Source organism: Streptomyces sp. NRRL F-5650 (genome assembly GCF_000721365.1).
Classification (GTDB): domain Bacteria; phylum Actinomycetota; class Actinomycetes; order Streptomycetales; family Streptomycetaceae; genus Streptomyces; species Streptomyces ardesiacus.
In genome coordinates this window covers 60,485-72,879 of record NZ_JOGV01000004.1, presented here as the reverse complement: position 1 = coordinate 72,879, position 12,395 = coordinate 60,485, and the positions used below count along the sequence as shown (strand labels likewise).

The following is a 12,395-nucleotide window of genomic DNA, read 5'->3' as shown; positions in this document are numbered from 1 at the left end:
AGGATCGGCTGGATCATTCGGGATCTCGTCCCTGGATCTTCTGGATGGCTTCGCGCAGCACCTGGCGGTCGTCGAAGGGACGGACGACCCCGGCGATGTCCTGGCCCTGCTCGTGGCCCTTGCCCGCCACCAGCACGGTGTCGCCGGGCTCGGCCCGGGCGACGGCGGCGGCGATCGCGGCGGCCCGGTCCTCGAAGACCTGCACCTCGCCGCGCTCGTGCGCGGGCACGGAGGCCGCGCCCTGGAGCATGGTGGCGAGGATGGCGAGCGGGTCCTCGGAGCGGGGGTTGTCCGAGGTCAGTACGGCGGTGTCGGCGAACCGGGCCACGGCCGCGCCCATCGGCTCCCGCTTGGTGGTGTCCCGGTCGCCGCCGCAGCCGAGCACGGCGTGCAGCCTGCCCTCGGTGACCTTGCGCAGGGCCCGCAGCACCGATTCGACGGCGTCGGTCTTGTGGGCGTAGTCGACCACCGCGAAGAAGGGCTGGCCCTCGTCCACGCGCTCCAGGCGCCCCGGCACGCCCGGTACGGCGGCGACACCGTCGGCGGCGGCCTGCGGGTCGAGCCCGGCGGCGGCCAGGGCGACGATCGCGGCGAGGGTGTTCGCCACGTTGAACGGCCCGGCGAGCGGCGACCTGGCGGCGATCCGCTCGCCCCGCGGCCCGAGCACGGTGAACGTGGAGTCCAGCGGGCCGACCTTGACCTCGTCGGCGCGCCAGTCGGCGTCGGGGTGGCCCTCGGCGGAGTAGGTGACGACCGGCACGGTGGCCTCGCCCGCGAGCCGGCGTCCGTACTCGTCGTCGACGTTGACCACGCCGAGTCTGCTGCGTTTCGGGGTGAAGAGCTGGGCCTTGGCCTGGAAGTAGTCCTCCATGCCGGAGTGGAACTCCATGTGCTCCGGGCTGAGGTTGGTGAAGACCGCGATGTCGAAGACGCAGGCGTCGACGCGGCCGAGCACCAGGGCGTGGCTGGAGACCTCCATGGCGACCGCCTCGGTGCCGCGCTCGCGCATCACCGCGAACAGCGCCTGGAGGTCGGTGGCCTCGGGGGTGGTCCGCTCGGACTTGATGCGCTCGTCGCCGATGCGCATCTCGACCGTGCCGATCAGCCCGGTGGACTTCGCGGTGCGCAGGCCGCCCTCGACCAGGTAGGCCGTGGTGGTCTTGCCGGAGGTGCCGGTGATGCCGATCTGGAGGAGGTCGCGGCCGGGGTGGCCGTAGATCGTGGCCGCCAGTTCCCCCATCCGCGCGCGCGGGTCGTCGACGACGAGCGCCGGCAGTCCGGCGGCCGCGGCACGCTCCGCGCCGGCCGGGTCGGTCAGCACGGCGGCGGCGCCGAGGCCGGCGGCCTGGGTGACGAAGTCGGCGCCGTGGAGGCGGGCGCCCGGCAGGGCGGCGTACAGGTCGCCGGGGCGGACGGCGCGCGAGTCGTGGGTGATGCCGGTGACCTCGGCGGAGCCGTCCGGAGCGGCGACACCCAACTGACCGGCGAGTTCCGCGAGGGGTGTGGCGGAGATCCGCACCGGCCGGGGCGGTCCCGGGTATGTCACGGGGTGGCCCTTCTGGGTGGTTTGGGACTGATCAGGGTGTGGCACGGCGGTGAGCGTACCGGGAGTACCCGCCCGGGGGCGAAGCGAGGGCTGGGCAGGGCCCCGGGGGGCGCTCTGGTTCCCGGGATCGGGGGTGATCGTTGTCACGGGTGGTTCCTGGTGGCTCGGTACTGAAACGGCGCTGGCTCGGTACGGGCTCGGTGTCGGTGGGGGCGGCGGGGCTCAGGGCTTGAAGGTCACCGGGAGGTTCGCGGGGGCGGCCCCGGTCGGCGGGACCTGAAGGGTCTTCAGGGCGAACTCCATGACCTGCTTGTAGATGGGTCCGCAGATCTGGCCGCCGAAGTAGCTGCCCTCGGTGGCGTTCTGGATGGCGCAGTAGACGGTGACGCGGGGCTTGTCGGCGGGGGCGAACCCGGCGAACGACGAGGTGTAGCCGTGGTACTTGCCGGTGGCCGGATCCACTCGGTTGGCCGTACCCGTCTTGCCCGCCACCCGGTAGCCGGGGATGCGGGCCTTGGTGCCGGTGCCCTCCTCGTCGTCGACGACGGACTCCAGCATCTGCGCGAGGGTCTTCGCGGTCTTCTCGCTGGTCACCCGGGTCTTCTTGGGCTCGGGAGCCGGGGTGAAGCGCCCGTCGGCGCCCTTGGTGCCGCGGACGAGGGTGGGTTCGATGCGGACGCCGCCGTTGGCGACGGTCGAGTAGACGGAGGCCGCCTGGAGCGCGTTCACGGAGACGCCCTGGCCGAAAGGAATCGTGTACTGCTGCGAGGTCGACCACTGGTCGGGCGGCGCGAGAATGCCCTTGGTCTCGCCGGGGAAGCCGAGCCCGCTGTAGGCGCCGAGGCCGAACTTGCGCAGGTAGGAGTAGAGCACCTTGTTGGCCTCGGCCTGGGTCCGGCCCAGTTCGCCGGTGGCCATGATGGTGCCGATGTTGCTGGACTTGGCGAGCACGCCGTTGAGCGTGAGGTACCAGGTCGGGTGGTCGATGTCGTCCTTGAAGAGCCGGTCGCCGCGCTTGAGCCGGTTGGGGACGGTGATGTGGGTGCCGGGGGTGGCGGCGTTCTCCTCCAGCACGGCCGCCATCGACAGCACCTTGGCGGTGGAGCCCGGCTCGAAGGCGTCCTGGAGGGCGGCGTTGCCGAGCGCCGCCGGGTCGGCGTGGGCGAGGTCGCCGGGGTCGAAGCCCGGTGCGTTGGCCATGGCCAGGATCTCGCCGGTGGTGGTGTCCTGGACGATGACGTAGCCGCCGTCGGCCTTGGACTTCTCCACCTGCTCGGTGATGGCGTGCTGCGCGGCCCACTGGATGTCGCGGTCGATGGTCAGCTCGATGTCGCTGCCGGGCACGGCGGGCGTCTCGGTGGAGCCGGCGGTGGGCACCTGGCGCCCGCCGGACTGCGCGTAGCGGATCTTGCCGTCCTCGCCGGCCAGTACCTTGTCCAGCTTGCGCTCCAGGCCGCCGCCGCCCTTGCCGTCGGCGCCGACCCAGCCGAGGACACCGGCCGCGAGATCGCCGCCCGGGTAGACGCGCTTGCTGCTGGGGTCGGCGAAGACGCCCGCGAGCACGTTGACCGCGGACTTGTCGGTCTCCGTCTTGGTGGTGAGCGCGGTCTTCAGGTCCTTGATCTGGTTCCAGACCTGGGGGGTCTGCCGGCGGGCGAGGCGGACGTAGCGCAGTTTCTTGTTCTTCGGGCGGAGCACCTCGGCCAGGTCCTCCGGCTTCTGGCCGAGGATCGGCGCGAGCAGCGCCGCCGCCTGTTCGGGTCCGTCGTCGACCTCGAGCTGTTCGCGGGTGAACATCGTGGGGTCGGCGGTGATGTCGTAGGAGTCCACGGTGGTCGCGAGGGCGACGCCGTTGCGGTCGGTGATCCCGCCGCGCTCGGCGGGCAGGGTGTGCACGACGTAGCGGTTCTGCGCGGCCTTCGCGGAGTACGTGCCGGCGTCGACGGCCTGCACCTGCAGGAGCCGTACGACGAACGTGGCCAGCACCAGGGTCAGCGCGAGCCCGATCATGCGCAGGCGGGGGCGCGGGCTGCCCAGCCGGAAGGCGCGGGGCGCGGGCCGGGGCGGGCCCGGCCTGCGGGCCGGCCGGGCGCCGGGGCCCTGGCCGCGCCCGCCGCCGGGGCGGGCGGGCCTGGCGGGTCCGGGCACCCGGCGGCGCGGCGGTTGCCTGTCGGACACTTCCGTCACCTGCCGGGAGTCGTGGTCGGGGTGGGCGTCGCGGCCGCGGTGGGGGACGCGGGGACCGCCGGGGCGGACGGCTCGGTGAAGGGGGACGGCGTGGCCGCGGACGGGCTGCCGGACGTCGCGGTCAGCGCCTCGGGGGCGAGCACGAGCGGGGTGGCCGCGGCGGGAGCGGGGCTGGGCGATCCCTTGACCCTCCCGTCGGGGCCGAGGAAGGCGGGGTCGCCGCCGGGCACCATGCCCAGTTCGCGGGCGCGGCGCTGGAGGGCCTGGGGGGCGGAGTAGGCGTCGATGTCCCGCTGGAGCGCCTGTTCCTCGTCGGTCAGCTCCTTGGTGCGCTGCTTGAGGTCGTCCAGTTGGAAGGAGCCCTCGCTCAGGGCGGAGTTGAGCACCAGGAGGCCGATGAGACCGCCGCCGAGGAGGACGACGACCAGGAGGACGAAGGGGGCGCGGGCCGCCTGGCCCCGGGCACTGCCCGTCGGCAGCAGCCGGGCGAGGCGGGCCGCCCTGCCCCTCAGTTCGGGTGTGGTCTTCCTGCTCACGCGCCCTCCCCCAGACGGTGTGGTCCGCACCCGTGCCGGGCCTGCCTGGCTCGTTTCACCCGAGGGACTCCCTGATGCGCTCGGCGCCGCGCAGCCGTGCCGGTGCCGCCCGCCGGTTCTCGGCGATCTCCTCCTCGGTGGGAAGTTCGGCACCGCGCGTCAGCAGCCTGAGACGCGGCGCGTAGCGTTCGGGGACGACGGGCAGGCCGGGCGGCGCGGTGTTGGCGGCGCCGGCCGCGAACACCTGCTTGACCAGCCGGTCCTCCAGCGAGTGGTACGACAGTACGGCGATCCGTCCGCCCACCGCGAGGGCCTCGACGGCCGCCGGGATCGCCCGCTCCAGCACGGACAGCTCGCCGTTGACCTCGATGCGCAGGGCCTGGAAGGTGCGCTTGGCCGGGTTGCCGCCGGTGCGCTTGGCGGCCTGCGGCAGCGCCGCGCGGATCAGCTCGACGAGGCGGGCGCTGTTGGTGAACGGCTCCTTCTCGCGCTCGCGCACGATCGCGGAGACGATCCGCTTGGCCTGCTTCTCCTCGCCGTAAGCCCGCAGGATGCGGACGAGTTCGCCGGGCGGGTAGGTGTTGAGGACCTCGGCCGCGCTCGTGCCGGTGCTCTGGTCCATCCGCATGTCGAGCGGGGCGTCCTGGGCGTAGGCGAAGCCGCGGCCGGCCTCGTCGAGCTGCATGGAGGAGACGCCCAGGTCGAACAGCACGCCCTGGACGCGGGGGACGCCGAGCCGGTCGAGCACGTCGGGCAGTTCGTCGTAGACGGCGTGCACGAGGGTGGCGCGCTCTCCGTACGGGGCGAGCCGCTCGCCGGACAGGCGCAGGGCCTCCTTGTCGCGGTCGAGTGCGACGAGCCGGGCCTCGGGGAAGCGTTCGAGGAGCGCCTCGCTGTGTCCGCCGAGTCCCAGCGTGCAGTCGACGACCACGGCTCCCGGCTCCTGGAGGGCGGGCGCCAGCAGGTCCAGACACCGCTGGAGCATCACCGGGACGTGTCGACTCTGGCTCAAGTGGGGCGGCCTCTCGGGTCCGGTACGGCGTCACGCACCGCCGGGTCCCCTCCCGCTCGCATCTGAAGGGGATGCCTGCCGGCGCCAAAAGCGTCGGCCGGCCGGGAGCGGGAGGAGGCCGAGCCGTACGTACGCGCCGCGCACGTGGGGAGATCTGGCGGGGCGTCGCCCAGGTCTCCGGGGAATTCAGTCCAGCAGGGAGACCCTCGCCTCCCGCTTCGCGTCACTTTAGTCCACGGTGTCGCCCGGTCAATCAACCGGCCTGCGCGTCGCGGCCGCCGGCGTCCGCAAACCGGCACGGCACGGCAATTCACTCGTACGGCCGTATGCGCACCACCCTGTGGATTGGCTCACAACCGGCTCCGATGACATTCTTTGTCCCGCTTCGGAGCGGGCCACGGGCGGGAACGGCCAGTAACGTCATGGATATGACGACTTCCGCATCGGTACCCGCAGGCTCCGCATCCGCCACCGCGGCCGACCACACCGTCACCGACCGGCTCGTCGAGGCCAACGCCCGTTACGCCTCGGCGTTCAGCGACCCCGGGATGGACGCCCGCCCGGTCCAGCGCGTCGCGGTGGTGGCCTGCATGGACGCCCGCCTCGACCTGCACGCCGCCCTCGGCCTGAAGCTCGGCGACTGCCACACGATCCGCAACGCGGGCGGCGTCGTCACCGACGACGTGATCCGCTCCCTGACGATCAGCCAGCGCGCGCTCGGCACCCGCAGTGTGGCCCTGATCCACCACACCAACTGCGGCATGGAGTCCCTCACCGAGGACTTCCGGCACGACCTGGAGCTGGAGGTCGGCCAGCGTCCGGCGTGGGCGGTGGAGGCCTTCCGGGACGCCGACCAGGACGTGCGCCAGTCGATCGAGCGGGTGCGCACCTCGCCGTTCCTGCTGCACACCGACGACGTGCGCGGTTTCGTCTTCGACGTCAGGACGGGCCTGCTGCGCGAGGTCGACCCCGCCTGACGCGTGTCCCGGTGGCCCGCTCCGACGATCCCGCCGGGCAGGCGCCCGCAGGCCGCACGCCCATGGGTCCCGGGCGCCGCGTGTCGCGACCAGTTGTCCACAGGCAGTGACACGAATCGGTAACGGCGGCGAGAATGCGGGAAGTGGTGTCGCACGGAACTTTTTCCGGGCGGTGTCCGTGATTCGGGGTGGGCCGGTCCGCGCAGTGGGACCGGCCCGGCAAGTTGGGGTACCCCCATCGCTCAGGGAGTGCGGGGCAAGGCCGAGGAGGGCCGGGTGACGACCTATGACGACCAGGTGGGCCGGGAGGGTTCCGCCGCGCGGGCGTACGGGAGCGTGGGGGAAGATCTGACCGCCGTGGTCGAGCGGGTCCGCGGTTCGGTGGAGGACGTGATCGAGGGCAAGCCCGAGGTCGTACGGCTCTCGCTGACCGTGCTGCTGGCCGAGGGACACCTGCTCATCGAGGACGTCCCGGGGGTCGGCAAGACGATGCTGGCCAAGGCGCTGGCGCGGTCCATCGACTGTTCGGTCCGCCGCATCCAGTTCACGCCCGACCTGCTGCCCTCGGACATCACCGGGGTCTCCATCTGGGACCAGCAGCGCCGGGACTTCGAGTTCAAGCCCGGCGCGATCTTCGCGCAGGTGGTGATCGGCGACGAGATCAACCGCGCGTCGCCGAAGACGCAGTCGGCGCTGCTGGAGTCGATGGAGGAGCGCCAGGTCACCATCGACGGCCAGACCTACGAGCTGCCCAGCCCGTTCATGGTGGTGGCGACGCAGAACCCGGTCGAGATGGAGGGGACCTATCCGCTGCCCGAGGCCCAGCGGGACCGCTTCATGGCCCGGGTCTCCATCGGCTATCCGAGCCCGGACGCCGAGTTGCAGATGCTCGACGTGCACGGCGGGGTCAGTCCCCTGGACGACCTGCAGCCGGTGGCGCACGCGCACGAGATCCTGAAGCTGATCGAAGCGGTCCGCGGCGTCCACGTGGCGGACCCGATCCGGCGGTACGCGGTGGACCTGGTCGCGGCGACCCGCACCCATCCCGACCTCAGACTCGGCGCCTCGCCGCGTGCCACGCTGCACCTGCTGCGCGCGGCGAAGGCGTCCGCCGCCCTGAGCGGCCGGGACTACGCGCTGCCGGACGACGTGCAGGCCCTCGCGGTCCCCGTCCTGGCCCACCGGCTGCTGCCGACCGCGCAGGCCCAGCTCAACCGCCGCACCGCCGAGCAGGTCGTCCAGGAGATCCTGCAGCGCACCCCGGTGCCGGCGGAGCCCCGGCAGGGTCTCGGCGTGGGCCGCGCCGCGTCGGCGTACGGTCAGCAGCCGCCGCGGAGGCTGTGATGGACGCCGGGGGGACGGCCGGGGCCGGGGAGGACCGGGGCGAGGGCGGCATCCGGACCGCGCTGGCCGGTCTGACCACCCGCGGGCGGTCCTTCCTGGCCGCGGGCATCGCCGCCGCGATCTGCTCCTACGTCCTCGGGCAGAGCGACCTGCTGCGCGTCGGGCTGCTGCTGGGCGTGCTGCCGCTGGTCTGCGCGGTGGTGCTGCACCGCACGCGCTACCGGGTCGCGGGCAGCCGCCGGCTCTCCCCCGGGCGGGTGCCCGCGGGCAGCGAGGCCCGGGTCCACCTGCGCGTCGACAACGTCTCCCGGCTGCCCACTGGTCTGCTGATGCTTCAGGACCGGGTGCCCTACGTGCTCGGCCCGCGTCCCCGCTTCGTGCTCGACCGGGTGGAGCCGGGCGGCCGCCGCGAGGTGTCCTACCGGGTCCGTTCCGACCTGCGCGGCCGCTATCCGCTGGGGCCGCTGCAACTGCGCCTGACCGACCCGTTCGGCCTGTGCGAGCTGACCCGCTCCTTCTCGGCGTACGACACGCTGACCGTGATCCCGCGCGTGGAGGCCCTGCCGCCGGTGCGGCTGAGCGGCGAGGCGAAGGGGTACGGCGAGGGCAGGCAGCGCTCGCTCGCCCTGGCCGGCGACGACGACGTGATCCCGCGCGGGTACCGGTACGGCGACGACCTGCGCCGGGTCCACTGGCGCTCCACCGCGCGGTACGGCGAGCTGATGGTGCGCCGCGAGGAGCAGCCGCAGCGGGCCCGCTGCACGGTGCTCCTGGACACCCGGGGCGTGGCCTTCGAGGGCGCGGGCCCCGACTCGGCCTTCGAGTGGGCGGTGTCCGGCGCGGCGTCGGTGCTGGTGCACATGCTGGAGCGGGGTTTCTCGGTCCGGCTGCTCACCGACACCGGCGACTCGGTGCCCGGCGAGGGCGCCGAGGGCTTCGCGGGGGCGAGCCAGGGCACGGCCGAGGCGGCCGGACTGATGCTGGACACCCTCGCGGTGATCGACCACTCCGACGGCACGGGTCTGTCCGCGGCCTACGACACGCTGCGCGGGGGGAACGAGGGGCTGCTGGTGGCGTTCTTCGGGGACCTGGACGAGGAGCAGGCCGCGGTGGCCGCCAAGATGCGGCAGCGCAGCGGCGGCGCCCTCGCCTTCCTCCTGGACAGCGAGACCTGGTCCCGGGAACCGGCCGAGTCGCCCGGCCCCCTGGACGGGAGCGGCGAACGGCTGCGCATGCTCCGCGAGTCGGGCTGGACCGCCGTGACCGTCCCCCGGGGCGCCTCGGTGGAGGAGCTGTGGCGCACGGCCGACCGCGAGCGCACCACCCTGACGACCCCGGCCGGCGGAAAGGCGGCGCGATGAGCGGACGCGGGCGGCCGGCACATCCCCTTGAGGCGACCGGTGAGGCGACCGGTGAGGCGACCGGCCACGCGGGGTCGGCGCACCGGCGGCCCCCGGCCCCCGGGCCGGACCCGCGGGCCGGAGCGGGCCGGCGGACACGGCCCACGACGCGCACCGACCGCCGGACACGCGGGCGGCGGGAGCGGACGGTCGGTACCGGACCGCGCCCGGCCCCCACCACGACCACCGGCCGAAGGGCGAGGCGATGAGCGGACGGGCGCGGCTGGCGTTGTGTGCTTGGGCGGCCACGCTGATGGCGGCGTGCGCGTTGCTGCCGCTGGTCGACCCGGCCACGTGGATTCTGCAGGCGGCGGTCCTGCTGGCGGTGCAGACCGGGGTGGGCGCGGTGGCGCGCCGGGTGCCGCTGGCCCGGCCGCTGACCATCGCCGCCCAGGCCCTGGTCACGCTGGTGCTGCTGACGCTGGTCTTCGCCCGGCAGCAGGCGGTCGCCGGGCTGTTCCCCGGCCCGCAGGCCTTCCAGCACTTCGCCGACCTGCTCCGGCTGGGTGGCGACGACATCGCCCGGTACGCGATCCCGGCGCCGCTGGAGTCCGAGGGCATCCGCCTGATGCTCGTCGGCGGCGTCCTGGTGATCGGGCTGCTGGTGGACGCCCTCGCGGTGTCCTTCCGCAGCGCCGCCCCGGCCGGTCTGCCGCTGCTCGCGCTGTACTCGGTGGCCGCGGGCCTGTCCGAGGGCGGCGCCGACTGGCTGTGGTTCCTGCTCGCGGCGGTCGGTTATCTGATGCTGCTGCTGGCCGAGGGGCGGGACCGGCTCTCGCAGTGGGGCCGGGTCTTCGGCGGCTCGCCGCGCGCTCCGGGGGCCGGCCAGGGGCGCGCGCTCGCCCCGGTCCGCACCGGCCGGCGCATCGGCGCCTTCGCGCTGGGCATCGCCCTGGTGGTGCCGCTCGCCCTGCCCGCGATGGACGGCGGGCTGCTGGACGGGGCCCGCGGCGGCGTGGGCCCGGGGAGCGGGGGCGGCGGCACCATCTCCGCGGTGAACCCGCTGGTCTCCCTGCGGGACAGTCTCAACGTGGACGAGGACCGCGAGGTCCTCACCCTCCGGACCGACTCCGAGAACCTGTCCGACCTGTACCTGCGCATCGTCTCCCTGGACGACTTCGACGGCACCACCTGGAAGCCGTCCAAGCGGCACATCACCGCCGTGCCGGACGGCACGTTCCCCACCCCGGCCGGGCTCGGCCCCGACGTCGGACGCACCGAGATCCGGTCCCTGATCTCGGCGGCGGACGATTTCGCCCAGGACTGGCTGCCGATGCCCTACCCGCCCAGTGCGGTCCGCGTGGCGGGCAACTGGCGCTACGAACCCGTCGGCATGACCCTGGTCGGCGACCACGGCCAGAACACCCGGGGGCTGACCTACGAGGTACGGAGCCTGAGCCTGCAGCCGACGGCGCAGCAGCTCGCCGCGGCGCCGCAGCCTTCGGCGGCGCTCCTGCGCGAGTACACCGAGCTGCCGGACTCGCTGCCCGGCGTGGTCCCGCGCACCGCCCGCGAGGTCACCGCCGGTGCCGCGAACCCCTATGAGCAGGCCGTCAGGCTCCAGGAGTACTTCGCGGTCAACGGCGGCTTCGAGTACGACACCCAGGTCGACATCGGCAGCGGCTCGGACGCGATCGCCCGGTTCCTGAAGGAGAAGGAGGGCTTCTGCGTCCACTTCTCCTTCGCCATGGCGGCGATGGCCCGCTCCCTGGGCATCCCGGCCCGGGTCGCGGTGGGCTTCGCCCCGGGGTCCCCGCAGGCGGACGGCTCGGTCTCGGTGGGGCTGCGCGACGCGCACGCGTGGCCGGAGGTGTACTTCGAGGGCGTGGGCTGGACCCGTTTCGAGCCGACGCCGACGCGCGGGTCGACCCCGGCGTACACGGTCACGGACCGGCCCGGCAGTTCGGTGCCGGACCCGGCCCTGCCGTCGCGGAACTCCCAGGCGGAGCCGTCGGCGGCGCCCTCGGAGAGCGACGCCTGCTCCCCCGAGGACAAGAAGCTCGACGCGTGTGCGACCGAGTCCGCGGTGGCCGTGCCGGTCACGGGGGGCGGCGGACCCCCGTGGTACGCGCTGCTGGGCTGGGTCCTGGCCGGACTCGTCGTGCTGTCGGTCCCGCTCGCGCCGCTGCTGTGGCGGCTGCGGGTGAGGGCGCGGCGGCTGGGGGCGCACGGCAGGGGCGAGGCGGACGCCGGTCCGCACACCCTCGCGGTCTGGCAGGAGCTGACCGACACGGCATGGGACCTCGGGATCCTGCCGGAGGAGTCGCAGACCACCCGCAAGGCGGCGGCCCGTGTCGTCCGGCTGGGCCGGCTCGACCCGGCGGCCGCGGCGGCGGTGCACCGGGTGGCGGACGCGGTGGAACAGGTGCTGTACGCGCCCCGCCCGCGGCCGACGGCGGGGCTGACGGAGGACGTCCGGCTGGCCACCGCCGGTCTGCGGGCCACGGCGGGGCGCGCCGCGCGGCTGCGTGCACGGCTCGCCCCGCGTTCGGCCGTACGGGTGGCGTGGGCGGTGTCGGCCCGGTGGGCGGCCCTGAAACGGCGGGTCGCGGCGGCCCGCCCGGTGTGGCGCAGGACATCGGACCAGCAGGGCTGAGCCGAATGGGCGCCGCCCCGCCGGGACGGCGCCCACGGAGACCTCCCGGGCCCCTGCCGGAATCCTCCCCGCGGTCGCGGCATTCCAGGGTTCGGCTCCCGGGCATGCGTGAGGGGGTGACCACCGTCCGGGTGGGCACCCCCTCACGCGGATGCACTGTGAGCGGTTGCTCGGGCGCTACTGGCCGCCCTGCTGCTCGTCTCTGCGGCGCTGCCAGCGCTCGTCGATGCGGTCCATCATGGAGCGTTTCTGTCGTTGCTGGCGACGAGCCGCCTGCGGACCGGCACCGGCCGCCTGCTGCTCACCCGGCTTGGGGGCCTTGCGCCAGCCGGTCACGGCGAGAACCGCGCAGCCCAGCATGACCAGGAAGCCCACGACACTGAGCCACACCTGCTGGGCGACCATTCCGGCCATGAGGAGCGCAATACCTACGAGGAAGCCCGCGACCGCCTGGTAGACCCGTCGCCGGGTGTACGTACGCAGCCCGCTTCCCTCGAGCGCTGTCGCGAACTTGGGATCTTCGGCGTACAGCGCTCGCTCCATCTGCTCGAGCATGCGCTGCTCGTGCTCCGAGAGCGGCACGGAGTCCTCCTCATCGTGCAGTCGCCGGGGCGACCCGGGGGGTCTCTTCAGGATAGGCAGGGAATCGCCCCCGTGAAACCCGCCCCTCTGCGCCAATTGACCAACCGGACTCCGTCATGGCCGTGCCGGCTCGCTGAAGTTCCCATTCCCCAGCGGCCGACCCGTCATGCCGGGCCGTCTCCCTCGATCATACGGCGACTGCCCCCCGTTCGGGG

Annotated in this window: 9 protein-coding genes; 4 read left to right on the top strand and 5 right to left on the bottom strand. The window is 73.8% G+C overall.

Annotation, left to right across the window (positions count from 1 at the left end; all coding sequences use genetic code 11):
* Positions 1-13: 13 nt before the first annotated feature.
* From IG88_RS0106230 to rsmH, 4 genes are all read right to left on the bottom strand, one after another.
* On the bottom strand, positions 14-1,546 hold the full coding sequence (locus tag IG88_RS0106230) for a UDP-N-acetylmuramoyl-L-alanyl-D-glutamate--2,6-diaminopimelate ligase (protein ID WP_031035853.1): 1,533 nt from the start codon (positions 1,544-1,546) through the stop codon (positions 14-16).
* A 222-nt stretch (positions 1,547-1,768) separates the two neighbouring features.
* Entirely contained in the window at positions 1,769-3,733 is a 1,965-nt protein-coding gene (gene ftsI / locus IG88_RS0106225) for a cell division protein FtsI (protein WP_107452061.1), read from the bottom strand.
* Positions 3,730-4,269 (bottom strand): membrane protein, encoded by a 540-nt coding sequence (locus tag IG88_RS0106220; protein WP_031035851.1) that lies wholly within the window; start codon positions 4,267-4,269, stop codon positions 3,730-3,732. Before IG88_RS0106220 ends, ftsI begins: the two co-directional genes overlap by 4 nt.
* A gap of 55 nt (positions 4,270-4,324) precedes the next feature.
* Positions 4,325-5,281 (bottom strand): 16S rRNA (cytosine(1402)-N(4))-methyltransferase RsmH, encoded by a 957-nt coding sequence (gene rsmH / locus IG88_RS0106215; protein WP_078861417.1) that lies wholly within the window; start codon positions 5,279-5,281, stop codon positions 4,325-4,327.
* A gap of 422 nt (positions 5,282-5,703) precedes the next feature.
* Here rsmH and IG88_RS0106210 point away from each other — a divergent pair, with 422 nt between their 5' ends.
* The 4 genes from IG88_RS0106210 (at position 5,704) to IG88_RS0106195 (ending at position 11,598) form a co-directional block, all read left to right on the top strand.
* Positions 5,704-6,258, top strand: coding sequence for a beta-class carbonic anhydrase (locus tag IG88_RS0106210; RefSeq protein WP_078861416.1), 555 nt, complete (start codon positions 5,704-5,706; stop codon positions 6,256-6,258).
* Positions 6,259-6,534: 276 nt separating this feature from the next.
* On the top strand, positions 6,535-7,602 hold the full coding sequence (locus IG88_RS0106205) for an AAA family ATPase (protein ID WP_420712074.1): 1,068 nt from the start codon (positions 6,535-6,537) through the stop codon (positions 7,600-7,602).
* Positions 7,602-8,963, top strand: coding sequence for a DUF58 domain-containing protein (locus IG88_RS0106200; protein WP_031035847.1), 1,362 nt, complete (start codon positions 7,602-7,604; stop codon positions 8,961-8,963). The genes IG88_RS0106205 and IG88_RS0106200 overlap by 1 nt, the downstream gene beginning before the upstream one ends.
* A 244-nt stretch (positions 8,964-9,207) precedes the next feature.
* On the top strand, positions 9,208-11,598 hold the full coding sequence (locus IG88_RS0106195) for a transglutaminaseTgpA domain-containing protein (RefSeq protein ID WP_031035845.1): 2,391 nt from the start codon (positions 9,208-9,210) through the stop codon (positions 11,596-11,598).
* A 177-nt stretch (positions 11,599-11,775) separates the two neighbouring features.
* Here the strand turns inward: IG88_RS0106195 and IG88_RS0106190 are convergent, their stop codons facing one another.
* Complete coding sequence (locus IG88_RS0106190; protein ID WP_030402154.1) at positions 11,776-12,180, bottom strand: spore wall synthesis complex protein; 405 nt, start codon at positions 12,178-12,180, stop codon at positions 11,776-11,778.
* Between the last annotated feature and the right edge of the window lie 215 nt (positions 12,181-12,395).